The organism is Erwinia sp. AC075, from assembly GCF_979253995.1.
Genome location: NZ_CEEDEU010000001.1, coordinates 1,482,343 through 1,507,537 on the forward strand (window position 1 = coordinate 1,482,343; position 25,195 = coordinate 1,507,537).

Sequence of the window (25,195 nt, forward strand, 5' to 3'; positions counted from 1 at the left end):
TTTGTACGGGAGGGCTAGCTTTCAGCTTCTTCGCGGGCGCGTGTTGCCTCGCAGCTGCCTTCCGGATCACGCCTGTCGCGCTCAAAAATTTCCCTTAACGCATCTGCGACCGTGCGCTTAGCCAGCACGTCCAGCGAAGCCTGTTCAGCTTCTCGCGCCAGTTCCTTGAAGAACCAACAGGTGTTGGCACTGACCAGACAGCGGGCAGGCACTTCAGGGCGCCCTGCCAGTAACGGCTTGTCTTCCAGCACAGACGTATAGATATCACATAAGGTGATCTCGTCTGCCGGTCGGCCAAGACGAATGGTCCCGGCCCGGCCTAGTGTGGAAACAATAATGCCATCGCGAGTCAGCGGCACCATCATCTTGCGGACAAAACTGGGATTGGCCTCAAGGCCCATCGCCAGAATTTTGCTGGTGCTGCGTTTACCTTCCCGCTCCGCCTGGGCCACACAGAGCACCATTTGTAAGGCTGTAGGAAAACGAATATCAAGCATGTTCAGATCCTTGCTTTTAGCTGTGCATCACCGTTTTTGCGGCGGTCTTAAAAAGCATTAAAAATCAGTCAACTAGTAAAAACAATACCTGTTTAATATAACAAATACTGTTGCACTTTAGAAGGTTCTGCCTAAGCGATTACTGCTATTCACCTTATCATTATGATATTTAGGGGATTATGACTGAGCCGATCGTCGACCGGCCCGCTTTTTTAGCCGGACTTCTCACTAAGATAGCGATAAACCACCGACAAATCTTTCTCTCCATAGCCCGCGTCCACTGCATCCTGCCAGACATCCGAGATCAGGTTGAGGCCAGGCAGTTCACTGTTTTTGGCCGCCGCTAACGCCAGGTTAACGTCTTTTAATGCCCATGTAAGATGCATTTGTGGGTCATAAGTTCCCTCTTTCATCATCTCCAGCTTACCTTTTACATAAGGTACCGCCAGCGGACCACCGTCCAGCACCGACCACAGGTCATCCGGCGTGAAGCCAAACTCTTTCGCCATCTGGGTACTTTCTGACAGGCCCTGCACCATCGAGATCAGCCAGGCATTCACCACCAGCTTCATTTTTGAAGCGGCACCCGCTTCGCCCAGCCATTTGGTGCCTTTTGAAATGGCGGCAAAAACCGGCTCAACCGCGGCAGCACGTTGACGATCGCCGCTGGCAAGCACCACAATTTGGGCATTTTCGGCCGGGGTTTTGGTGCCGGAAACTGGCGCGTCGAGAAACACCACATCAGGGCGCTGCTGCTGGAAGGTGGCAATCAGTTTTTCGGTCGATTCAACGCCAATGGTGCCCATTTGCACCACAATCGCGCCGTTTTTCATCGAGCCTTGCGCCTGAGCCAGCACCGATTCCGTGGTTTGTGCATCGGCCAGCATGGCGATCACCACATCGGCCTGTTCTACCGCCTGTTCTGGGCTGTCCGCCAGCTTCAGTCCTGCGCCCTGCAGATCTTCGCCGCGGGCTTTGGTACGGTTCCAGCCAGAGGTGGTAAAGCCATTTTTCACTAAATTAGCGGCGAAGGCGTGGCCCATCGCGCCTAATCCCAATACTGCAACAGTGGGACGTTGAGTCATTACTGAATTCCTTATGCTGAGAAACGGGAGCGACATTGCTGCCGCCTTCACTGACCAGGGTAGCGCAATGCGCGGGGGATTGCTTAACCTGAGAGGGGAATAATGCGCCCTGAATTGGTAAGAGGGTGTGAATTAGCGCGGCAATTATCCGCTAGCTGTCAGCGGTGATCTGGCTTAACGCCGCCGCGCTGTTTTCATCTTCCGGGATATAAACCAGCAGACGCTCACCGTTTCGTGGTGCGGAGAACCAGTTATTTTGCCGCAGGGTTAAGGCACCCACTTTAGGATGGAAGAAGCGTTTAACCTGATTTTCAATCGCGCGGATTTCATATCGTTCCCAGATATTGCGGAACTCGTCCGAGCAGGCCAGCAGACGATCGACCATCGATTTCCAGTGCGGATCTTCAAGGTTATCGCCCATTTGCGCGCGGAATCTTGCCACCATATTCGGCATCACCGTTTCCCAGTCCAGCATGGAGTCCCGCCAGGCCTGACTGGTAAATGCCAGCAAAATGCAGTTTCGGTCTTCCGGAGGAATGGCCTGTAAATCCAGATTGACCAACTTCTGCCACGCCTGGTTGTAGCCAATAATATCAAAGCGCGCCGACTGAATAACGGCGGGTAACGGATGCAGCGCATCGAGGGTGATTTGCCCATGCGCCGACACTTTCGCGCAGACCCGTGCCGCGGCCTGCACCGGATACTGATGACCGGCCAGCGAAAAAAGATGTTGAGTTTCCGCTTCGTTACACTGTAACGCCGAAGCAATCGCCGTCAGCGTTTTATTGGAGGCTTTGATCTCCCTTCCCTGTTCCAGCCAGGTATACCAGGTGACGCCGACGTCGGCCATCTGCGCGACTTCTTCCCGCCGCAGGCCCGGCGTACGGCGGTTTCGCATGCGCGGAAGCCCCAATCGGTTAGGATCCAGGCTTTCCCGACGGCGGCGCAGAAAGGCCCCCAATAACTGACGGTTATTTTCCGCAGCAGGAATAACGGTAATCTCAGGCATGTCGGGCTCTCCAGGGCATACGGGTAGCATTTATACCATGATAATCAAAAACTGGTACCCGTTTCACAGATCGCTGATGCTATGCCTCATTCTGATTGCTGACAAGGTTTTTACCTGATGAACAACGCCTCCGATTCTCCAACGCTGGGCCGCAGCGGCCTGCTGGTCTTACTGGCGGGGCAACTGCTGCCGATGATCGATTTCTCCATCGTTAACGTGGCGCTGGATGCCATGTCCACCACCCTGCACGCTTCGCCGATCCAGCTGGAGCTGATCGTTGCGGTGTATGGCATTGCCTTTGCCGTTAGCCTGGCAATGGGCGGCCGAATGGGAGACAACTATGGCCGCCGCCGGGTGTTTACGCTGGGCGTGGTGGTGTTCGGCATCGCTTCGCTGCTGTGTGGCCTGGCGGATTCCGTCTGGCTGTTGCTGGTTGCCCGTGCATTACAGGGTATTGGCGCGGCGATGGTGGTACCGCAGATCCTCGCTACGCTGCACGTCTGCCTGCACGGGCGCGCCCATGCTCGCGCAATTGGCCTGTACGGCGGCATCGGCGGGCTGGCCTTTATTATCGGTCAGGTACTGGGCGGTTTCCTGATTGCCGCCAACCTTGGTGGCTATGGCTGGCGCAGCGTGTTCCTGATCAACATCCCGCTCTGTGTCCTGATCGTGCTGTTTGCCGCGAAAAGCATCCCTGAAACCAAAAAATCGCAGAAGGTCTCCATCGATTTGGCCGGCACGGTTCTCCTCGCCAGCGCCATTGGCTGCCTGCTGTTAGCGCTGGCGCTGGGGCCGTTGCTGCACTGGTCCTGGCCTTGCATCCTGCTGCTGGCCGCTTTCCCGGTCTTGCTGCACCGTTTATGGCGGGTGGAAGTGACGCTGGAACAGCAACAGGGGCATCCGCTGTTGCCACCCAGCCTGATGCGTCTGAACGGTGTGCGCTTCGGCCTGTCCATTGCGGTGCTGTTCTTCTCCTGCTGGAGCGGTTTTATGTTTGCCGTGGCGCTTACCCTGCAGTCCGGCCTGGGTATGACGCCTTTCCAGTCGGGGAACGCCTTTATTGCGTTGGGCGTGGCCTATTTTATTGGGTCGCTGTGCACCACCCGCATCGCTGAGAAGTTAAGCCGCATCGCCATGCTGCTGACCGGCTGTGGGATTCAAATGGCGGGATTGCTGGCATTGATGGCCACCTTTAAAACCGGCTGGCCTGACGTTGGCATTTATGCGCTGATCCCGGCAACCGCCTTAATTGGTTTTGGCCAGTCGTTTATCGTCAGCTGCTTCTATCGTATTGGCCTGTCTGATGTGCCGAAAGATCATGCCGGTGCGGGAAGTGCGATGCTGTCTACCGTGCAGCAGGCCGCGTTTGGCCTGGGACCGATGCTGTTAGGCACCGTTTACAGTCAGGTATTACAACAGCATGGCAGTTATCAGCAGGCGGTATTGCTGACGCTGGCCGCTGAATGGATTGTGATGCTGGTATTGGTGATCCGAGCGGTAGCGACACGCCGGAGTTTACTGGTCCAGCCTGGTTAAGGGCGGTAAGACGCTAAGCAGGTCCCCGGCAGCTGGCTGAATCGGTCGGACAGGGTGTTTCCCGCCGACAGCCAGCCGTTTTTTTACCTCGGCTAAGGCATTATTAAGACACATGAAGGCCGTTGCGGCCTTTTTATTGGCGAAGAGTCCGACAATTATACTGTTTTACAAAAAAGGGCACTTTTTCGGTGTCATCTGGCGGATAAATAAAACACAATACGCGCTTAATTTCTTAGATTCCGCCCGATGTGGAATTAACTTTCTATCAACAAGTCGTTAACTCCAATGCAATCTACTAATCCTGTTTCACGCAAAACAGCGTGGCTACGTGTCTTCATGTTAGCCATTGCCGCATTTATCTTTAATACCACCGAGTTTGCACCGGTCGGTCTGCTGTCTGACATTGCGGCCAGCTACAATATGAACACGGCACAGGTCGGGTTGATGCTGACCATTTATGCTTGGGTCGTTGCCCTGCTGTCACTGCCGATGATGTTGCTGACAAGAAATGTTGAGCGTCGCTTCCTGCTGATTGCCATTTTCACGCTGTTTATCGCCAGCCACGTGCTCTCGACCTTTGCCTGGAGTTTCAATATCCTGGTACTGTCGCGTATCGGCATTGCCCTGTCTCATGCCATTTTCTGGTCGATTACCGCGTCTCTGGCGATCCGCGTTGCGCCGGCGGGCAAAAAGACTCAGGCATTAAGTATGCTGGCAACCGGCACCGCGCTGGCGATGGTATTGGGCCTGCCGATTGGTCGCATGATTGGACAGTACCTCGGCTGGCGTATTACATTCGGGGTGATTGGATTCGTCGCGCTGGTGACCATGCTGTGCCTGGCGAAATTATTGCCGAAGCTGCCAAGTGAGCACACTGGCTCACTGAAAAGCGTGCCGATGTTATTTAAGCGCCCTGCTCTGGTTTCGCTTTATTTACTGATTGCCATCGTCGTGACCGCGCATTATACCGCCTACAGCTATATCGAGCCGTTTATTCAAAGTGTGGCGGCGATGGGTGCCAACTTTACTACCTTCCTGCTGTTGATATTTGGTGCAGCCGGAATTGTCGGTAGCATTCTGTTCAGTACCCTCGGCAATAAATTTCCGGCGGCATTTTTACTGGGTGCCATAGCGCTAATTACCCTTTGCATGCTGACGCTGTATGTTTCGGCCACCCATACGTTGGCGATTTCCACGCTGTGTATTTTCTGGGGCATGGGAATAATGATTATCGGGCTGGCGGTGCAGGTTCGCGTGCTGGCGCTGGCACCGGATGCAACTGACGTCGCCATGTCGTTACTCTCGGGGATTTATAATATCGGGATTGGCGGCGGCGCGTTGCTGGGTAATCAGGTTAGCCTGCATCTGGATATGCAGAATATTGGTTACGCTGGCGGTACGATTGGCCTGCTAGCGCTGGCCTGGTGTGCGTGGAGCATGCGGCGTTATCCGCAGTTACGCATTAATGGCTAAGCGGATTTAAGCTTAAAAAAAACCACCTTTTCAGGTGGTTTTTTGTTTTCTCAGTCCAGATAAAACACCGACTTGAGCTCAGTACTTACCGGGCTGTTATCCGCGTTAGACGGCATCAGTTCACACATCGATTGCCACCAGCGCTGGCATACGTCGGTTTCTGCCACCGCATTCCAGCGCGCTTCTGATTCTATCTCCACCACGCCAAACAGCAGGTTGCGCTGCGCATCAAGAAAGATGCTGTAATGATGCGCGCCATGCTCCTTGAGGGTTTTCGCCAGTTCAGGCCAGATCGGGTTGTGCCGCTGCTGATACTCCTGATGCTTATCCGGATGAACCTGCATCACGAACGCTTTACGCAACATGAGGATGACGCGCCTCCAGTGCAGCCTGCCACGGCTTAACGTTAAAGCGTTCGCCCAGCGCAATCAGCTCTGCGGTGGTGATACTCTGCTTCATACCGCCCATCGACAGCACTTTCACCACCACTTCTGACGATTTCTCCGCGGTATCAATCAGACCAAAGGTCTCGTCAAGCGTCGGTCCTGCGCCAAAGATGCCGTGGAATGGCCACATCACCAGGCTGTGGGAGGCCATCTGTTCAGCGGTTTTTTCGCCGATGCCGTCAGTGCCAGGCACCATCCACGGCACGATGCCCACGCCATCGGGGAAGACCACCAGACACTCGGTACTGCCTTCCCATAACAGGCGGGTGAAACGGGCAGAATCCAGCTCAACCACATAACTTAGCGACATAAAGTGGGTGGCGTGACAGTGCATGATCACGCGGTCGGCACCGTTGGTGGCCTTGATGCGCACGCTGTGCGACTGGAAATGTGATGCCAGTTCAGACGTCGGAAGGCCGCCGTTGGTCAGCCCCCAATAAATGCTGTACGCGCGGCCATCTTCGCTGACCCGAAGCAGCACCAGGCTGTCGGCAGGATCCAGCTGCACATTGCGGAAGAACTTGCCCGATCCGGTCACCAGGAACCAGCAGTTTGCCAGTCCCGGAGCCGGTTGCGTCAGCTCAACGGTACGTGGCTCGCGATCGAAGTCCTGCGCAAAAGGCCTGACTTCTTCGTCCAGTAAACGCAGGCTGACGTTACCGCCGTTGCGCTCATCCCATCCTTTCAGCCACATATCGCTGGTGGCTTTGACCATGTCCCGCACAAACCAGGCATTGAGAATATTTTGCATGTTAGATCCTTAACGTTTGCTGAGAACGTGTTGTTCATAGTGGCGAACATCGCCTAACCAACCGGCACCGGCCGGCACATCGTGACGCAGGCAGTAGGCTTCCCACACGGCCTGCCACGGCAGAGATTTTTGCTCTTCATACAGCGCCATACGCGTGGTGTAGTCCCCTTCCAGCTCGAGCGTTTTCAGGGTGTCTACCGGCTCAAGCAGCGCACGCAGCAGCGCCTTTTTCGCGTTGCGGGTACCGATGACCCAGGCCGCAATACGGTTGATGGAGGCATCAAAGAAGTCCAGGCCGATATGCACTTTGTCGAATAGCTTCTGGCGGACGATTTCATTGGCTATGGCCTGAGTTTCATCATCTAGCGCCACCACATGGTCGCTATCCCAACGTACCGGGCGGCTCACATGCAGCAACAGACGCGGAACGTACAGCATGGCGGTGGAGATTTTGTCAGAGACCTGCTCGGTTGGATGGAAGTGACCGGCATCCAGGGTCAGCGCCGTCTGGCGGCTGCTGGCATAGCCAAGGCAGAATTCATTGGAGCCCACGGTGTAGCTTTCCGCACCGATGCCGAACAGCTTGCTTTCCACCGCATCGTAATGATGTGCAGGGTCGAGCTTCTCGCTGATAATCTCATCCAGCGAGTTCATCAGTCGTTCGCGCGGGCCAAAACGATCGATGGTTTGATCCTTCATGCCGTCCGGGACCCAGATATTCATAATTGACGGCGTTCCCAGCTGTTCGCCAAAGGAGGCGGAAATTTTCCGGCTGGCCTTGCAGTGTTCAATCCAGAACTGGCGGATTTCAGGATTAGGGTGCGCCAGAGTAAAACCATCCTCACTGAGCGGATGCGAGAAACAGGTAGGGTTAAAGTCCAGACCGAGCTTATTTTTCTTCGCCCATTCAACCCACTGGCTGAAATGCGCGGGCTTGATGTCGATACGATCGACCGGGCTTTCGGCATCGAGATAAATAGCGTGCAGATTCAGACGCTTCGGTCCTGGGATCAACGCCATCGCCTGATCGAGGTCGGCACGCAGTTCGTTAGCCGTGGTGGCTTTGCCCGGATAATTCCCGGTGGCCTGAATACCGCCCGTTAGCGCGCCCTGCGGATTTTCAAAGCCTTTTACATCGTCGCCCTGCCAGCAGTGCATGGAAACGGGTAGCTCGTCCAGCTGGGCCATCGCAGCGTTGACGTCAATGCCAATTTCAGCGAAACGCTGTTTCGCCAGCTCAAACGCCTGTTCGATTGCTCGGGTCATATACATAGCTCCTTTGCCTTGTGTGTCAGTGACTGGAAACGCGGCCAACTGCGGCGATAGACGTCACTGGCGTGAGGGGTAAACGTTTTAAGAGAGAAGTTTTGTTTGATCAGCTGGCGCAGATGCGTGACGTCCTGAATATCACCACTGGCAATCAGCTGGCTGCCGATGTTGCCGAGCGTGGAGGCTTCAACTGGCCCGGCGATCACCGGGATACCGCAGGCATCCGCGCAAAGTTGGTTGAGTAACGGGTTCTGACAGCCTCCGCCGACAATATGCAGCCAGCTAAAAGCATGGCCCCGCAACGCCTCAAGTTCATGAAGGACCTGGCGATAAAACAGCGCCAGGCTGTCGAAAATACAGCGGGCAAGTGCCGGTGCGTCCGTTGGCGCAGGCATACCCTGTTCAACGCAGGCATCCTGAATTTCCCGCACCATATTCGTTGGGTTGATAAAGCGATCGTCGTTGGGGTTGATCAGCGACCGGCAGGCTGGCTGGCGTTCTGCTTCATCGATCAACGCACATAAATCCTCGATAGCCAGTTCGCTGCAAACACGCTGAAGCAACCACAGGCCCATAATATTTTTCAGCACCCGATAGCGGCCTTCCGCGCCGCCTTCGTTGGTGATATTCAGTGCCAGCGCGGCGTCACCGGTAAAGGGTTCGAGGCTTTCAAAGCCCATCAGCGACCAGGTGCCGGAGCTCATCCACGCGGCATTGGTTCCGGCGACGGGTGCTGCCAGCACGGCGCTGGCGGTATCGTGGGTGGCGACCGCAATCACCGGCACCTGCTGGCCATCGGCGCTGGTCCAGTTACCCAGTGGCGTCCCCGGCTGCGAAGGCGTGCCAAACCAGCTGGCCTTTGCACCGGTCCACGCCAATAACGTCTCGTCCCACTCTCCGCTATCAATGTTCAACAGCTGGGTGGTGGTGGCGTTGGTGTATTCCCAGTTCAGCTGGCCAGTTAAACGATAATGAAGGTAGTCCGGGATCATCAGCGCATGCTTAACCCGATCCAGCCATTCAGGCTTGGAGGCGGTCAGCGCGCGTAGCTGATACAGGGTGTTAAAAGGCAGGAACTGGATGCCGGTATGTTGATAGATCGCCTCACGGGATAACGCCTGACAGGCTTGCTGCATCACGCCCTGCGTACGGCCATCGCGGTAGGCCACCGGCAAACCGACCCTTTCGCCATCCTGGTCCAGCAGAACGTAGTCCACGCCCCAGGTATCGATCCCGATGCTGTCCGGCACGATACCCTGTTCGACCAACGTGTTCAGTGCGCGGGTGATAAAGGTTTCCAGCGCATCCACATCCCAGCACTGCTGCTCATCCACGGTGACCAGACGGTTAACACAACGGGCCACTTCTTCCAGCTGAAGCTCACCCGTTTGGGCATCAAAACGGGCCAGCATCACGCGGCCGCTGGAGGCACCCAGGTCGATGGCAACACAATTTCGCAAGGTCATAGCATTGGCTTCCTTTCTGTTCGATAGCCACAGTCTAAAAGCCTGACGATCTGACACCTTCCCGTAACTGCCAGCCGCTGTCGGCCGCTGGCAATCTGGCAAAGGTGAACGTGAATCAGCTCACAGTTTTGTTTTTCAACTGCTTAGGGTGTCGATGTGACACGCCGCGCAAATCTGTTATTCCCTTGCACCATTCTTAGAAATACAGCTCGTTTGCGGCTAATTGCTGTCGAAAATTCAAGGTCAGCGCCCCGCGTCGGGCAGTAGACTTGCCCGATGACTGCTAAAGAGGAAAGATCATGACCGTATTACACAGCGTGGATTTTTTCCCGAGCGGCGGACTGCCGATAGCCATAGAACCGCGTGCCCCTCAGGGTGCGTTTCCCGAGCACCATCACGATGATTTCCATGAGATTGTGATTGTCGAGCAAGGTGCGGGCATCCATATCTTTAATGGCGAGCCGCGTCCTTTATGCGGTGGCTGCGTCTGCTTTGTGCGCAATCACGATCGCCATCTGTACGAAAATACCGACAAGCTGATCCTCACCAATGTGCTCTACCGCGGGCCGGAAGCCTTCCGCTTTGTCACCGGCTTTCAGCATCTTCTGCCGCAGGAATGCGAAGGCAACTACCCGTCCCACTGGCGCATTGGCAACAAGGTGCTGGCACAGGCGAAAGCGCTGATTGATGATTTGGGCAAGTCGCCCGATCGCGCCGACTGGGAAAATCAGGCGGAACAGGAGATGCGCTTTATGCAGCTGCTGGTGCTGTTGCGCCGTGGGTGCAGCGAATTGCCAGGAGACGATCAGGATGGCCGGATGCGCGGATTGCTTAACTGGCTGGCCGAGCATTTCAGTGAAGAAATTGACTGGGAAGCGCTGGCAACCCGCTTCTCACTGTCGCTACGAACCCTGCATCGCCAGTTAAAACAACAAACTGGCAGCACACCGCAACGTTATCTGAATCAACTACGTCTGTTGCAGGCGCGTCATTTGCTACGGCACAGTGAAATGCGCATTACCGATATTGCTTATCAGTGTGGATTTGGTGACAGCAATCACTTTTCTACATTGTTTAAGCGCGAGTTTGGCACCTCTCCGCGTACCATCAGACAAAATGATCTGTGAGGTGAACCTTGACGCCAACCCTTCGCCTGGCGAAAGCCGACTATTTCCCTTCTGAGCTGATGCCTGTGGCGGTTGCTGACCGCGCGCCACAGCCCAGCTTCCCGCCGCATATCCATGAATTCAGTGAGTTAGTGATCGTCTGGCGGGGCAACGGCCTGCATGTGATGAATGACAAACCCTGGCTAATCACCTGCGGGGATTTGTTCTACCTGCGCCCCGATGACTGTCACAGCTTCCAATCGGTTAACGACCTGGTGCTGGACAACATTATCTACTGTCCGGAACGCTTCACGCTGGGACTGGATTGGAAAAACTTCCTGCCGGAAAATGATGGTTCCGCCTGGCGGCTGACGACCCGAGGAATGGCGCTGGCCCGTGGAGTCATTCAGCAGCTGATGCAGGAGAGCCGGAAAAGCGACCAGCTCTCCAGGCAGCTAACCGAAACCTTATTCCTGCAGCTGGTGTTGACGTTACAACGTCACCGATATGCCGCGGACAGCGCCTGGCAATTACCGGAAGGTGAGCAGTTAGACCTGTTGATGTCCGCCATTCAGGGACAGATTGCCACTAACTTTGACCTCAGCGCATTTTGCCAACAGCATCAGCTGTCAGAACGTGCATTGAAGCACTTGTTCCGCCAGCAAACCGGGATGACGCCTGGCCATTATATTCGCCAGCTGCAGCTGTGCCGGGCGAAGGTGTTACTGCGCAGCAGCGACTGCCTGATCGGTGAAGTGGCCGCCCGATGCGGCTTTGATGACAGTAACTATTTTTCGGTAGTGTTTACCCGCGAAACGGGCTTAACGCCGAGCGCCTTCAGGCAACAGTTTGAACATGGCAATCAGCGTAAAACGCATTTTGCCCGACACGAAGGATAAAGGAAGGAAGGAACGGCCGGCACCACGTCCCTGTGGTGACGGTAACAACCTCGGGCATCCTGCCCACTCAGGCTTGCCTCAGGACATCATGCCCATTCCGACGATATTCGCTGCGAGGATAATCACCGCGCAGCCACCGCAAAGTACGCTGACCGGACGACGCCCTACATTTTTCCACTCCTTTAATACCAGCCCGACCAGACCACCACACAGAACGTAGAAGCTCATATGCAGCATCCAGCTGATAAAGTCATATTCCGCAGGAATGCGGGCATGGCCCCAGGCATAGAAGAAGAACTGCAGATACCACATGGTGCCGCCCAGCACGGAGAGCAGCACGTTGCTGATCAGCATGGATTTGGCCACCGAGAAATCTTTTCTGACCGAAAGATCGGATTTTGTTGCCAGACGAATAAAGCAGAAGCCGAGATTGACCAGCGCACCGCCGCCCATAATCACTACATAGCTCGGCAATGCGGTATACAGCGGGTCGATACCCAGGGCCGCCGCCGCATCATGCATCGGCTTAGCGGCGTTCATCGCGAAGGACATGCCGGCGGAGAAGATGCCGCAGATCACCGCCAGCACCAGCCCCTTTTTCAGGTTGAACTCTTCGGCGGTGATGCCCATCGCCCGCTCTTTTAATAAGCCCGCGCGTGAAACGATGGCCACACCAATCAGCGCAACCAGGACGCCCAGCAGCGTTAGCCTGCCCCCTGCTGAGCTGAACAGTTCGACGAAGCGGCCCTGCAGTAACGGCGTCATCAGCGTGCCGACCACCAGAGTGATACCGATGGCGATACCAATCCCCATCGACATGCCCAGATAGCGCATGGTCAAACCGTAGTTAATATTCCCTACGCCCCACATGGCGCCAAAGAGAAAGACAGGCAACAGCTGAGAGAGAGAAAAGCTGCTGTAGTACCCCCAGAAGTTTGGCAGCAATACGGCACTGACCGCCCAGGGTAAAACGATCCACGATGCGATACCGCCAACTGACCACATGGTTTCCCATGACCAGTGACGGACTTTTTTGAACGGAGCATAGAAGCAGGCGGCGCTGGCCGCGCCCACCAGATGCCACAGGATGCCTGAAAGGATTGCTTGATTCATTATTATTTCCTTCGTAGGAGGGTGAGGTGCCCGGTATCCGCAGTCTACGAAGGATCGAACCGCGGGCACCTTAGGCTGACTGCCCGCTGTGGCAGAAACCTGGCAAAATTCAGCGCCTCCTGCTGACCGCGATCACAAATCCTGTTTCTGATGCCATTCCATGAAAATCCCCTTCCCACCTGATAATCCCCTCATTTTTAAGCGTAAATTGCTTTTTCACCTTCAGGCCCTGCGGTTCTTTTAGATTCTGCCAATCCTCATGACTGAATGGCAGTCAGGGAAAGGTCATCGCGCTTTTCCTGCGGCAGTATTTTATAACGCAACATTTCATTAACCTCACCATAAAATAGTGTTTACGGAGAATCTGCCATGACCGCACGCCAACATCGCCTTTATATCAATGGCCAGTTTGTAGAAAACCGCAGCGGACGCTGGATTGATGTGATTAACCCCGCGACGGAAGCATTGCTCTCTCAGGTGCCGGAAGGCAACCGTGAAGATGCAGACCGGGCGATAGATGCCGCAGAAGCGGCACAGCCCGCCTGGGAAGCCCTTCCTGCCGTGGAACGGGGCAACTGGCTGCGCAAAATTTCTGCCGGTATCCGCAGCCGTGAAGCAGAAATCACCGCCACCATTGTTGCCGAGGGCGGTAAAACCCAGCAACTGGCGCAAACGGAAGTGCTGTTTACAGCAGATTACCTCGACTATATGGCTGAGTGGGCCCGCCGTTATGAAGGCGAGATCGTACAAAGCGATCGGGTGAATGAAACCATCATGGTATTTAAAAAAGCGATTGGCGTTACCACCGGCATTTTGCCGTGGAACTTCCCCTTCTTCCTGATCGCGCGTAAAGCGGCCCCGGCCTTAATCACCGGTAACACCATCGTGATTAAGCCCAGCGAACTGACGCCGAATAACGCCATGCTGTTTGCCGACATTGTCGACCAGGTGGGTCTGCCTGCGGGCGTCTTTAACCTGGTAACCGGTTATGGTCCGGAGGTCGGCCAGGCGCTGGCCGCCAATCCCAAGGTCGGAATGGTCAGCCTGACGGGTAGCGTCAACGCTGGTATTGCCACTTTGCAGGCAGCGGCGCCGAATATCACTAAAGTTTCTCTTGAGTTGGGCGGAAAAGCGCCTGCAATAGTGATGAATGATGCAGACCTCGATTTGGCGGTAAAAGCCATCGTCAGCTCCAGAATGATCAATACCGGGCAGGTTTGTAACTGTGCCGAGCGGCTCTATGTGCAAAGGGAGGTTTATGACGAGGTTGTCGGGCGTCTGGCGACCGCTTTCGGCCAGGTGACCAGCGGCAATCCGGCAGAACGCAGCGACATCGATATGGGCCCATTGATCTCCGCCGATGCCCTGACGCGCGTTGAACAAAAGGTCGCGCTGGCGGTTGAACAAGGCGCGACAATTGTCACCGGCGGGAAACGCAGTGGCCAGCGCGGCTATTTCTTCGAGCCGACGCTTCTGACCAACGTGTCTCAAAAAATGGCGATTATTCAGGAAGAAACTTTCGGCCCGGTGCTACCGGTTATTCCCTTCAACACCCTTGAAGAGGCGATTGAAATGGCCAATGACAGCGAGTATGGCCTGACCTCCTCTATTTTCACCCGTGATTTGAACACCACAATGCAGGCACTCAAACAGCTGAAGTTTGGCGAGACCTATGTGAACCGCGAGAATTTTGAGGCGATGCAGGGGTTCCATGCCGGCTGGCGAAAATCAGGTATCGGCGGCGCCGACGGCCGCCACGGTCTGGAGGAGTACTTACAAACTCACGTGGCCTATCTGCAGTATCATTAATTCACATTGTGTTTCCAGTAATGAAGCAGCCGGCGGGGTTTTACCGGCTGCTTCCGGTCATATCAGTCCATGCCGCATTCATTCAGCCCCCTTATACCGGGCTCCAGGAATAGTCCCATAGTTAAGGGTCCTTAACTATTCATGATGACCGGTTGTGTTCCCCGGCATTTTGGCAGAAGTTGCTAATCATTTGTCGCCGTTAAATTCCCAGTATTAGCACTGTGTTGCCTGAATTCAGCACCTTGCTGACGGTTAAACAAAAAACAATTATTAGCGCCATTTATTACTTGCACACTTTATCCAAAATTAATTAAAGCAACAGGTACAGGAAATTCCTAAACTAATTAAAGTTGTATTTTACATATGGAAATAAATGATTAAATCAGGTTAATGTATCACCTCACACAGAGCGCGTTTGAGCTTATGTGTTGAAAGAAAGACACACACAGCAATCTCATTACAAAGAGGCCAATAAAGGCCCAATGATAAAATCCATCAATCTTCAATTCTAAAAATGGATATGCTCCCTGCCCCTCACCGTTCTGCGGTGAGGGGTTTCCTACACAGCACCGGGGTCATTTACATGAAAAATAATTTACTCTCTATTACCTGGCTGCACGCCGCAGCCTGTTTATTGATCGTACTCTGCAATGCAGAAAGTTTTGCCGGTAAATTAAGTGACGTGAAATTTTCAGGTTTGGCAGGTTATGGTTCTTCAATCGGTCAGTTAGGCGTTTTCCTTTTTTTTATGAGCAGTGGCTATCTTATTTCAAGCCTGCACTGGAATGACTTTGGCGAAGGAAAGGTTATTCCGTTTATTAAAGGAAGACTGGTAAAAATATTGCCGGTTTATTATTTATTCACGCTGGTCACTATTGTATTTTGGGTGATACAACCCTCGTGGTTTCCATCTACAACCGTAGAACCTGTGGATAATATCCTGTCACTGCTTTTTATTCCTTCGGTCTACATTAAAGAGCTCGGTTCGTTGACGCCGGTGCTCTCCTCAGGCTGGATATTCTGCTACGAGATGTTGTTTTATCTGATTTTTTCTACTGGCTTATTGCTGGCACGCCGTTCTGGCCTGACCTTGATTTTCCTCAGCGTGATTGTGTTGGCCGCCGCCAGTTTACTGGTTCCGAGCGATAACCCCTGGTTCCAGTTCTATACCAATCCAGTAATGCTTTATTTTCTCAGCGGTGTTTTTTGTTTTGCCATACAGCCGAGATTAACGATACCCTGGTTTCACAGCGGATATTCGCTGCTGATGGTGGCCTTCCTGGTTATCGTTGGGACAACGCTTTCCCAGGGTTTCCTGCAACTGGTGGTGCTGACCCTGAGTTTCTTTATTCTGACGTTTTTCAGTTTCCGCATCAGTAAAACGTCTTCTGCGGGTCGCGTATTAACGGCCGTCGGTCTGGCTTCCTATTCAATCTATGTCTGCCATCGCCTTTTGATGGGGGCACTGGTGGAAATCATTCAGTTGATTATTCCTGCGGGCAGCAGCCAGACTATTCTGTACCTTGCAATGGCGCTGTTATTGGTTGGCTCAGTCGGCTTCGGTTACCTGGTTTACTGGATGATTGAACGGCGTGCCTCAGTGATCCTGCAGGTAAAAGCGGGGTAAACGTTCCTTGAAAGTGCACCTCCAATTGTCCGTTGCCTGCGGACAATAGAGGTGCATTTTTTCGTTATGCCGTTACGCGTTTTAGCGACTGGGTTTTATACAACGCCCATCCGCTGAGCAATGCCAGTGCCATTAGATAATAGCTTGGCGCTAAACTTGTTCCGGTAGCGGTAATCAACAGGGTACAGATTAAGGGCGCAAAGCCACCAAACACCGTCACGGCGATGTTGTAGCTGATCGCCATCCCGCTGGCCCTGGTGGTCATTGGGAACAGATCGGCCATCATTGACGGCACCGTCGAGAAATAAACCGATTTCAGCAACGCCATCCATCCCACCAGCATCAGCAGCATTCCCGCCGTAGGACGGTTCACCACCAGCAGGAAGGCCGGGTAAATCGTCAGGATCAGCAAGATAAGCGATCCCCACATCAGCGGTGTGCGCCCTATTTTCTCCGCCCAAAGCCCCATCAATGGCGTGACCACCGTCAGAATAACCCCGGCTAACAGGGTGGCGCTGAACGCCGCCGTCCCAGAGAGGTGCAGGCTTTTGGTGGCATAGGTGGGGACATAATTCAGCATGTAGTTAATGCCGGTCGAGATCACCATCAGTCCGATGGCCAATAGCATCAGATTCTTCTGCTGCCCGGCCAGCAATTTCAGCGGAGAATGAGCTTTCTCCTGCGCGACAAAGCTGGCGGGTTCATGCACATGCCGACGAATATAGAGGCCGACCGGGCCAATTAACAGTCCGAAAGCAAAAGGAATGCGCCATCCCCAGTCCTGGATTTGCGCTTCGCTTAGCCACTGGGTTAATCCCAGTCCGAACGCCGACGCTAACAGGGTGCTCGCGCCCTGGGTTGCGAACTGCCAGCTGGCGATAAATGCGCGGCGATGAGGAAAGTGTTCAACGAGGAAGGCGGTGGAACTGCCAAACTCGCCACCTGCAGAGAACCCCTGAATCAGTCGCGCCAGCAGGATCATGATTGGCGCGATCAGGCCGATGGTGCCGTAAGCCGGCATCAGCACAATGATCAGCCCGCCGACCATCATCAGGGTGATCGACATCATCAGTGCCTTTTTGCGCCCGACGCGGTCAGCATAAGCGCCCAGTACGATCGCCCCCAATGGCCGGATCAGGAAGGACACGCCAAAGCTGCCAAAGGTCAGCAAAAGGGAAACGGCGGGATCCTGAGTGGGGAAAAACGCATGGGCGATATAGCTGGCGAAAAAGCCGTATACCGCGATATCAAACCATTCGAGAGCATTGCCCACGCAGGTGGCAAACAGGGTTTTATACAGGTTCGGCGTGGTGCTTAACGTGTCAGACTGCGGGTGAACGACGCTGCTCATACCGTCTTCTCCTGCTGCTGATACTGTTGATGGCTGGCCAGCAGATCCGCGCCCTTCTCGCCCAGCTCCCACAACAGCTGGGTCATCATTTGCAGCCCTTCGCGGGCAATGGATTTCAGCATATGTTCATCAACGGCATGCTGACCGCAGGAGGGATAGGAATGCGGCACCCATAACGTCGGCAAGCCGAGGATTTTAGCGAAGACATCATTTGGCAGCGAGCCGCCGAGGTTGGGTAACAGCGCCGGTTTTTTCCCGCTAATTGAGGACATCGCCTGAAGCGCCCAGTCCACCAGCGGATCGCGTGGGTCAAGCCGGGTTGCAGGCGATCCTCGCAGTACTTCTACCTCAACCTGGCTGAAGCCATGACTGTCGAGATGCTGACGCAGATGCTGAGCGATATTTTCCCAGTCGGTGCCGACCACAAAACGCAGCTGGCACACCGCCGTAGCTTTGCCGGGAATGGCATTCATTGGCCTTTCTGGATTACCGGTCAGGAGTGAGAGCACTTCGAAGGTATTCCAGCCGTATAAGCGTTCGGTTGGCGTCAAACCGGCTTCGCCCCAGTTAACCTCAATCTGCGGGCCATCGGTGCTGTCCAGAACATCAATATCACTGAGGATTTCCCGCACGGCAGCGGAGATCGCCGGCGGTTTGAGCGCTGCAACCTGAAGCTGACCATGTTGATTGACCACGCAGGCCAGCGCGTTAGCCAGTTGAGTTCCGGGATTGGTCAGTAAACCGCCCCAGTTACCCGAATGATAATCGCGGTCGCGCGCATGGATACTGAGTCGGACGTTTACCGCGCCACGCGATCCGAGGAACAGCGTTGGGCGCTGCGCATTCAGCCGTGGACCATCAGAAGCAATAAAGATATCGGCCTTCAGCAATTCTGGGTTTTCGGCACAGATTTGCGCCAGGCCAGGTGAGCTGATCTCTTCACCCATTTCAAACAGGAACGTGCAGTTAAAGCCCAGCTTGCCGCCGCGCGCGCGGAAGATTTGCTCAAGCGCCGCGATGTTTACCGTGTGCTGTCCTTTATTATCGGCACTCCCACGGCCGTACCAGCGGTCGCCCTCTTCGGTCAGTTGCCAGGGATCCAGCCCCTCGCGCCAGTTTTCATCATCGCCAAATACCACATCGCCATGTCCGTAACACAGCAGCGTAGGTAAGGCTGCATCTTCGATTCTGCTGGCCACTAAAAAAGGGCGTGCGTGTGCGCTGGGATTTTCAAGCTGGGTCAGCGTAAACCCAAGCGCCTGCATCGCCGGGGCAATCTCTTCATCAAGGTAGCGCTGCAGTTCTTCATCACGATCGTTGCGCTGACTTTCAGTACGCAAGGCAACGCGTCGTGCCAGTACCTGTTTAAATTCGCCGCTATCAAAATACGCTGTGGCCTGCGCCACTGCCTGTTCACCCGTCATAGGTCCGCCCGTTGTGTTTGCTTGTTTGTTGTTATGTTCTGCATCCATCTAAGCTAAAATCGGGGTTTGCCACAATCATCAAAATATCAAACACGCGTTGCTTTTAAAGCAAGGCAAGATTGCACAGTTAAGCAGCATGCACCAGCAGAAGGCAAAGCAATGCACAGTTCTGAAATTCGCTATTTTCTGGCCGTCGCCAACTGCGGCTCATTGAGTGCCGCCAGCCAACAATTGTTTGTCGCGGTTTCGGCCATCAGTCGCCAGATCCAGAAGCTTGAAGCGGAAATCGGCGCCCCGCTGTTCGACAGACATGCGCGCGGTATGGTGCTGAACGATGCCGGGAAGATTTTTGAAAATCATGTGCGCCGGAGCCTGATGGATATGGAACATGCGATGGCGGAAATCAAAGGGCTGAAAGCGGTGAGAAGAACCGCGCTGCGTATTGCCTGCACTGACGGCATGGCGTTCAGCCTGCTGCCCGCGCTCTGTTCGCAGTTTCGTCATCTGAATCCGTCGGTCAGTTTTAATCTGACCGTGGGCAGCGCGCTGGAAGTGGCGGAGATCCTGCGCCGGGGAGAGTGTGATGTTGCTTTTCAGTTCAGCCTGCAGCCGGAAAGAGGCGTCGATGTCGTGGCCTCTTTCCCTGCGCCGGTATTGATCGTGATGCAACAGTCCCATCCGCTGGCGAAAAAGGCGTTTACCCTAAAGGATTTGCAGGCCTTCCCCGTGGCGTTACCCGATCAGGGCACCACCGTCCGCCAGCTGTTTGAGCTCTCCTGCCAGATGAGCGGTACTTTTATCGAGCCGGCGATCACCTGCAATAATTTCAGTACGCTCTATTTTTTCCTGCAGCAAAACCCGCAGGCAATCACCATTTGCAGCCAGTTTACCGTGCTGTATCAGGCCAAAGAGCACGGTCTGGCATTACGGTCTATCGGCATCGATCAGCTCACCCAGCGCACGCTTCAGGTCCAAACGGTCAACGGCCGCCAGCGATCCGCAGCGCTGAATCTGTTTCTCACCTTTGTCAGTGAGCAGTTGCAGCAGCAGAATGAATTTTTCCGTAGCGAGTATGGGTTCTGAGTGGGTATGCGGTTTTAAGTTTAAAGGCATTAAGGTCGAAGGATTTAGGTCAACACCGGCTCGGGGGTTTGGCGTCAGCATAGAGCCCGGTATCCGAGACGCCGTGAACCCATCCCTGGGGGCTTGGCTGCGGCATCCCTGCCGCAGACACTCGGCTACCGGGCTCTATGCCGCCACCCCATAACATTAGTGTCGCTGGGTGGCCTGGTGGATACACAGGTCAAAGCAGGTGTGATGGAATGGCGTTGACATAAAGGATCCAGGCACTGGGAAGTAGGTTTTGATTTGTGTGACCCCATTGAAACAGGCAACAATGAAGCCTTGGGGAAGGGAGAGAAGGTTGATAAGCAAAGCATCGGCGACAGGGATGTCGCCGCTGAGCCCCCAGGGATGGGTGCACGGCGACGTTGCGTTCAAACTTCTCTCCCTGAACAGTCCACCAGACCATCCAGACGACTTGCTCTGTAACAGCGGCAAACTAAGCCAGCACTGAGGGAAAGGTTAACAACGACTTTGCGCCCTGACGAGGTCACCGAAGCATCCAGACGACTTGCTACAGCAATAAACAGAGCAACCAAACAACTTACCCCTGTAAGTCATTCTTGAGGAAGCCATAACGTGGACAGCAAATTACTGGGCAGTTACCTGAAAGATCGGCGTGCGAAGCTGAATCCGGCAGATTTCGGTATTTCTCCTATCCGCCGCCGCACGCCGGGATTGCGGCGGGAGGAAGTGGCCAACCGCGCCAACGTCAGCGCCACCTGGTATACCTGGCTGGAACAAGGCCGCGGCGGCTCGCCTTCGGCTGAAGTGCTCAACCGTATTGCTGAAGCGCTGGGACTGACGCCGGTGGAACGCGAACACCTGTTTTTCCTGGCGCAGCAGCGTGCGCCGCAGGTGCATTATCAGGCCTGGGAGCCCATCTCTCCGCAACTTCAGCGGGTGCTGGACTCGCTGGAATACAGTCCGGCGATGGTGAAAACCCCGACCTGGGACATCATTGCCTGGAACGAAGCCGCGCGTGCGGTGCTGAAGGACTACAGCAAAATGGCGCCCGAACAGCGGAATATTCTGCGGATCCTGTTTGGCGATCCTCGCGTGAAAGAGCATATGGTGAACTGGCTGCAGGATGCCACGTTTGCCGTCGCGGCTTTCCGATCGGAAGTGATGCGCGCCGGTGCCATGGATTCCGTGCAACCGTTGATTGATGAGCTTTGCCAGAGCAGCAGCGAATTCAACACCATCTGGCAAAATTATGATGTTCAGCAGTACGGCGAGGGCATCAAACATACGCGCCTACCGTTAGTGGGCGAGTGCAATTTCGAATACTCTTCGTTTGCCGTTGATGGCCGCGCCGATCTGGGCCTGGTGATTTATACCCCTTCCCGGCCGATCGACCGGGAAAAAACTGCCACGCTGATCGCTCACTGGCGTCAACAGCAAAGGGGATAAACGACGGCCCCCGTCAACGAGGGCCACCGGCATTACTTCATATCAACCTGATAGAAGATATGTTTGCCAAACGGATCGATCTCATAGCCGGTCACCTCTTTGCGTACCGGTTCAAAGATGGTCGAATGGGCAATCATCACCGCAGGGGCCTGATCGTGCATGATTTGCTGCGCCTGGCGGTAAAGCTGGATGCGTTTATTATGATCCTGCTCGCTACGGGCTTCGGTAATCAGCGTGTCGAACGGCTTGTAACACCATTTCGAGGAGTTCGAGCCCCCGTTGGCCGAGGTACAGCTGAACAACGGACCGAAGAAGTTATCCGGATCGCCGGTTGCGGTGGTCCAGCCCATCAGCGCGGCCTGATGATCACCATCCTTCACCCGCTTCAGGTATTCACCCCATTCAAAGCTGACGATTTTGGCATTGACGCCCACTTTCGCCCAGTCGGCCTGGATCATCTCCGCCATGCGGCGCGCGTTCGGGTTATACGGACGCTGAACCGGCATTGCCCACAGCTCGATAGTGGTGCCCGGCTTGATGCCGGCTTCTTTTAACAGGGTTTTGGCTTTCTCAGGATCGTAGTCGTAATCCTTCAGATCCTGATCGGCACTCCACACGCCCGGCGGCAACAGATTCTTCGCTGCGGTGCCGGTTCCCTGGAAGACCGCCTGAATGATCGCCGGCTTATTGATGGCCATGGTCAGCGCCTGACGGACCTTAACGTTATCCATCGGCGGCTTTTGCGTGTTGAATGCGAGGAAACCGGTGTTCAGGCCGGGCTTCTGCATCAGCACCAAATCCTTATTCTCTTTCATGCGCGGCAAATCGGCGGGATTCGGGAACGGCATCACCTGACACTCGTTCTTCTCCAGCTTGGCTAAACGCACCGACGCATCCGGCGTGATGGCGAATACCAGCCGATCCAGCTTGGCTTTACCCTGCCAGTATTCCGGGAAGGACTTGAACAGGATGCGCGAATCTTTCTGATACTGCACCAGCTCAAAAGGTCCGGTCCCGATCGGCACCTGATCGACCTTCTCTGGCGTGCCCGCTTTTAACATCGCGTCAGCGTATTCAGCCGAGAGAATCGAGGCAAAGTACCAGCCGAGATCGGCGAGGAACGGCGCTTCTGCATGGGCCAGCGTAAAGCGCACGGTGTTGTCGTCAACTTTTTCAATATTCTGGATCAGCGAGCCAAACTCCAGGCTTTCAAAGTTGGCGTAGGTGCCGTTAGAGACATTGTGGTACGGGTTTTTTGGATCTTTCTGCCGCATAAACGAGAAAATCACGTCATCGGCGTTGAAGTCGCGGGTCGGTTTGAAGGCTTTATTGCTCTGGAACTTTACGCCTTTCCGCAGATGGAAGGTGTAGGTTTTACCATCGGGGCTGATATCCCAGCTCTCTGCCAGACTCGGGATCAGTTCTGTGGTGCCCACTTTAAAATCCACCAGCCGGTTATATACCGGCACGGCGCTGGCATCAACGCTGGTCCCTGAGGTGTATAACTGCGGGTTAAAGTTTTCCGGCGATCCTTCCGAACAGAACACCAGCGTTTTCGCCGCGGCCCCAGAAGCCACAACCAATGCCAACGCGGCAACGGCCGTCCTTAATACTGATTTTCTCATCTCCATCCTCACTTTAAAGTGCTTTTATTGTCTGTCCTGAACAGTTAACAATCTAATCGCTATCGCCAGAGGGAGCCAGTAAAAAGACGCATTTTTGACCATAAGATTGGGTTATATTTCAAATGATTGAAAATTATTTACGTGCGGGATCGGTGAAATATCCACCTGAAAAGCGAGTGGCGTCTGACGAGATGTCACAGAGAAGTGAGGGTAGGACGGGGGGTAAAATGACTGTTCCCCACCGGATGGCAGGGAACACAGAGCGTCAAGAAGACTGAAGGATCAGTTCAGCTTGTACTCGAGGGTAATCTCAGCGTTTAACACCTGAGAGACCGGACAACCGGCTTTCGCCTGGTTGATAATTTCATCGAATTTGCTGCTATCAATGCCCGGCAGTTTGACCTGGCTTTGCAGGGCAATTTTGGTGATTTTAAAACCATCACCCGACTTATCCAGTGACACATCGGCCACGGTATCGATGCTTTCCGGGGTGAAGCCCGCATTGCCTAACATCAGCGACAGCGCCATTGAGAAACAAGCCGAATGGGCCGCGCCAATCAGTTCTTCCGGGTTGGTGCCTGGTTTGCCTTCAAAACGGGTATTAAAGCCATATGGCTGCTCTTTCAGCGCGCCGCTTTCGGTGCTGATCGTGCCTTTACCCTGCTTAATATCGCCTTCCCAGTGCGCCTGCCCTTTCTTATGAATGGTCATGACTGTCCTCCTGTTTGTTTATCATGAACATTCAGTATAGTGGCTTCTCAGCGCTTCGCCGGAAGAAGCCTTTCAACTGGCTATTTACTGACCAGTCCACCCCGTCATTTCTCCGCTCCGGGCTTTGACCTGGGCCTGACTCTCTGATAGTTATAACAAATCCGCTTTACCCCCACACAGACACAGGAAGACAGGATGAATCAGCAACTGGCCAGCCAGCTCAGCACCCGTTTTTACCGTTACCTTGCCGTCACCAGCCAGAGTGATGCCTCGGCTAAGGTTCTGCCCAGCACGCCTGAACAACACAATATGGCTAAAATGCTGGCCGAAGAACTGCGTGAACTGGGATTACAGGATGTGGTGATTGATGAATTCGCTACCGTCACCGCCGTTAAACCGGGTAACCGCCCTGCTGCACCCCGCATCGGCTTTATCACCCATATTGATACCGTCGACGTTGGTCTGTCTCCGCATATCCATCCGCAGACGTTGCGCTTTGAAGGGAAAGACCTGTGCCTGAATCAGCAGGAAGATATCTGGTTACGCACTGCGGAACACCCGGAAATCAATGCCTATCATGGCCAGGACGTAATCTTCAGTGACGGCACCAGCGTGCTGGGTGCGGATAATAAAGCGGCGGTCACCGTGGTGATGACGCTGATGGAAAATCTGACTCACGACACGCCGCACGGCGATATCGTGGTGGCGTTTGTGCCTGATGAAGAAATCGGCCTGCGTGGGGCGAAAGCCCTCGATCTGAAATCGCGCTTCGATGTCGATTTTGCCTACACCATCGACTGCTGTGAGCTGGGTGAAGTGGTGTATGAAAACTTTAACGCGGCGGCGGCTGAAATCCGGCTGACCGGCGTGACCGCGCACCCAATGTCCGGCAAGGGCGTGCTGGTCAATCCGCTGCTGATGGCAATGGATTTTGTCGGTGAGTTCGACCGTTTCGAAACCCCTGAACATACCGAAGGCCGCGAAGGCTATGTCTGGTTTAATGATATGACCGCCAACGCCAACGAAGCGCGGCTGAAGGCCTCAATTCGTGACTTTGACCTGGCCTCATTTGAGCAGCGCAAACAGAAAGTTGCCGATGTGGCCGAGAAAATCCGCCAGCAGTACCCGACCGGTAGCGTGGAATTTACCATTACCGATACCTACAGCAATATCAGCAATGCGATCGGCGAAGATCGTCGCGCCATTGATTTGATCTTTGCCGCCCTGGAAGCACTGGATATCACCCCGAAAGTGACGCCTATGCGCGGCGGCACAGACGGCGCGGCGCTTTCCGCCAAAGGGCTGCTGACGCCAAACTTCTTTACCGGTGCGCATAACTTCCATTCGAAGTTTGAGTTCCTGCCGGTGCCCTCGTTTGTGAAGTCCTACCTGGTGGCAGAGCAGCTCTGCCTGCTGGCGGCGAAATAAAAACAAAAAAGGGGCGAATTTCTTCGCCCCTTTTC

General features: G+C 54.5%; 21 protein-coding genes. 9 read left to right on the forward strand and 12 right to left on the reverse strand.

Annotation, left to right across the window (positions count from 1 at the left end):
- Positions 1-14: 14 nt before the first annotated feature.
- From AC0IXH_RS06950 to AC0IXH_RS06960, 3 genes are all read right to left on the reverse strand, one after another.
- Complete coding sequence (locus tag AC0IXH_RS06950) at positions 15-497, reverse strand: RrF2 family transcriptional regulator (RefSeq protein ID WP_013202064.1); 483 nt, start codon at positions 495-497, stop codon at positions 15-17.
- A 212-nt stretch (positions 498-709) separates the two neighbouring features.
- Positions 710-1,582 (reverse strand): NAD(P)-dependent oxidoreductase, encoded by an 873-nt coding sequence (locus tag AC0IXH_RS06955; RefSeq protein ID WP_013202063.1) that lies wholly within the window; start codon positions 1,580-1,582, stop codon positions 710-712.
- Between the two features lie 151 nt (positions 1,583-1,733).
- On the reverse strand, positions 1,734-2,591 hold the full coding sequence (locus AC0IXH_RS06960; RefSeq protein WP_013202062.1) for a helix-turn-helix transcriptional regulator: 858 nt from the start codon (positions 2,589-2,591) through the stop codon (positions 1,734-1,736).
- Positions 2,592-2,708: 117 nt separating this feature from the next.
- Here AC0IXH_RS06960 and AC0IXH_RS06965 point away from each other — a divergent pair, with 117 nt between their 5' ends.
- Together AC0IXH_RS06965 and AC0IXH_RS06970 are read left to right on the forward strand one after the other, a co-directional pair.
- Complete coding sequence (locus AC0IXH_RS06965; protein ID WP_134824066.1) at positions 2,709-4,127, forward strand: MFS transporter; 1,419 nt, start codon at positions 2,709-2,711, stop codon at positions 4,125-4,127.
- A gap of 285 nt (positions 4,128-4,412) precedes the next feature.
- Positions 4,413-5,600 (forward strand): sugar transporter, encoded by a 1,188-nt coding sequence (locus AC0IXH_RS06970; RefSeq protein WP_013202060.1) that lies wholly within the window; start codon positions 4,413-4,415, stop codon positions 5,598-5,600.
- 50 nt (positions 5,601-5,650) lie between these two features.
- On the opposite strand, the gene rhaM is transcribed toward AC0IXH_RS06970, so the two are convergent.
- Genes rhaM through rhaB form a run of 4 tightly spaced genes read right to left on the reverse strand, consistent with a single transcriptional unit; the run spans position 5,651 to position 9,532 of the window.
- Positions 5,651-5,965, reverse strand: a complete 315-nt coding sequence (gene rhaM, locus AC0IXH_RS06975; protein WP_013202059.1) for an L-rhamnose mutarotase — start codon at positions 5,963-5,965, stop codon at positions 5,651-5,653.
- On the reverse strand, positions 5,955-6,797 hold the full coding sequence (gene rhaD / locus AC0IXH_RS06980; protein ID WP_013202058.1) for a rhamnulose-1-phosphate aldolase: 843 nt from the start codon (positions 6,795-6,797) through the stop codon (positions 5,955-5,957). The genes rhaM and rhaD overlap by 11 nt, the downstream gene beginning before the upstream one ends.
- Before the next feature lie 9 nt (positions 6,798-6,806).
- On the reverse strand, positions 6,807-8,063 hold the full coding sequence (locus AC0IXH_RS06985) for an L-rhamnose isomerase (RefSeq protein WP_013202057.1): 1,257 nt from the start codon (positions 8,061-8,063) through the stop codon (positions 6,807-6,809).
- Positions 8,060-9,532, reverse strand: coding sequence for a rhamnulokinase (gene rhaB / locus AC0IXH_RS06990; protein ID WP_134824063.1), 1,473 nt, complete (start codon positions 9,530-9,532; stop codon positions 8,060-8,062). Before rhaB ends, AC0IXH_RS06985 begins: the two co-directional genes overlap by 4 nt.
- Before the next feature lie 299 nt (positions 9,533-9,831).
- Between rhaB and rhaS the strand changes: the two genes are divergently transcribed.
- Entirely contained in the window at positions 9,832-10,659 is an 828-nt protein-coding gene (rhaS, locus tag AC0IXH_RS06995) for an HTH-type transcriptional activator RhaS (RefSeq protein ID WP_013202055.1), read from the forward strand.
- An 8-nt stretch (positions 10,660-10,667) separates the two neighbouring features.
- Positions 10,668-11,537, forward strand: coding sequence for an HTH-type transcriptional activator RhaR (gene rhaR, locus AC0IXH_RS07000; RefSeq protein WP_471720250.1), 870 nt, complete (start codon positions 10,668-10,670; stop codon positions 11,535-11,537).
- Between the two features lie 78 nt (positions 11,538-11,615).
- Here rhaR and rhaT read toward each other — a convergent pair whose 3' ends face one another.
- The gene (gene rhaT, locus AC0IXH_RS07005; protein WP_013202053.1) at positions 11,616-12,650 is read right to left on the reverse strand and encodes an L-rhamnose/proton symporter RhaT; all 1,035 of its coding nucleotides are present in this window, start codon (positions 12,648-12,650) and stop codon (positions 11,616-11,618) included.
- A 369-nt stretch (positions 12,651-13,019) separates the two neighbouring features.
- Between rhaT and aldA the strand changes: the two genes are divergently transcribed.
- Together aldA and AC0IXH_RS07015 are read left to right on the forward strand one after the other, a co-directional pair.
- The gene (aldA, locus tag AC0IXH_RS07010; protein ID WP_338568647.1) at positions 13,020-14,459 is read left to right on the forward strand and encodes an aldehyde dehydrogenase; all 1,440 of its coding nucleotides are present in this window, start codon (positions 13,020-13,022) and stop codon (positions 14,457-14,459) included.
- 583 nt (positions 14,460-15,042) lie between these two features.
- A complete protein-coding gene (locus AC0IXH_RS07015; protein ID WP_471720251.1) occupies positions 15,043-16,086 on the forward strand; it encodes an acyltransferase family protein in 1,044 nt (347 codons plus the stop codon).
- 64 nt (positions 16,087-16,150) lie between these two features.
- Here the strand turns inward: AC0IXH_RS07015 and AC0IXH_RS07020 are convergent, their stop codons facing one another.
- Positions 16,151-17,437, reverse strand: a complete 1,287-nt coding sequence (locus AC0IXH_RS07020; protein ID WP_013202050.1) for an MFS transporter — start codon at positions 17,435-17,437, stop codon at positions 16,151-16,153.
- Entirely contained in the window at positions 17,434-18,861 is a 1,428-nt protein-coding gene (locus AC0IXH_RS07025) for a M20 family metallopeptidase (RefSeq protein WP_013202049.1), read from the reverse strand. Before AC0IXH_RS07025 ends, AC0IXH_RS07020 begins: the two co-directional genes overlap by 4 nt.
- Positions 18,862-19,020: 159 nt before the next feature.
- On the opposite strand from AC0IXH_RS07025, the gene AC0IXH_RS07030 reads away from it, so the two are divergent.
- Together AC0IXH_RS07030 and AC0IXH_RS07035 are read left to right on the forward strand one after the other, a co-directional pair.
- Positions 19,021-19,944 (forward strand): LysR family transcriptional regulator, encoded by a 924-nt coding sequence (locus tag AC0IXH_RS07030; RefSeq protein ID WP_013202048.1) that lies wholly within the window; start codon positions 19,021-19,023, stop codon positions 19,942-19,944.
- A gap of 618 nt (positions 19,945-20,562) precedes the next feature.
- Positions 20,563-21,396: a helix-turn-helix transcriptional regulator gene (locus tag AC0IXH_RS07035; RefSeq protein ID WP_013202047.1), complete on the forward strand. Its 834-nt coding sequence runs from the start codon at positions 20,563-20,565 to the stop codon at positions 21,394-21,396.
- 32 nt (positions 21,397-21,428) lie between these two features.
- On the opposite strand, the gene AC0IXH_RS07040 is transcribed toward AC0IXH_RS07035, so the two are convergent.
- Both AC0IXH_RS07040 and AC0IXH_RS07045 read right to left on the reverse strand, forming a co-directional pair.
- Positions 21,429-23,021, reverse strand: coding sequence for an ABC transporter substrate-binding protein (locus AC0IXH_RS07040; protein ID WP_013202046.1), 1,593 nt, complete (start codon positions 23,019-23,021; stop codon positions 21,429-21,431).
- 282 nt (positions 23,022-23,303) lie between these two features.
- Positions 23,304-23,732, reverse strand: coding sequence for an OsmC family protein (locus AC0IXH_RS07045; protein ID WP_013202045.1), 429 nt, complete (start codon positions 23,730-23,732; stop codon positions 23,304-23,306).
- A gap of 195 nt (positions 23,733-23,927) precedes the next feature.
- Between AC0IXH_RS07045 and pepT the strand changes: the two genes are divergently transcribed.
- Complete coding sequence (gene pepT, locus AC0IXH_RS07050) at positions 23,928-25,160, forward strand: peptidase T (RefSeq protein WP_134824056.1); 1,233 nt, start codon at positions 23,928-23,930, stop codon at positions 25,158-25,160.
- Positions 25,161-25,195: the final 35 nt, after the last annotated feature.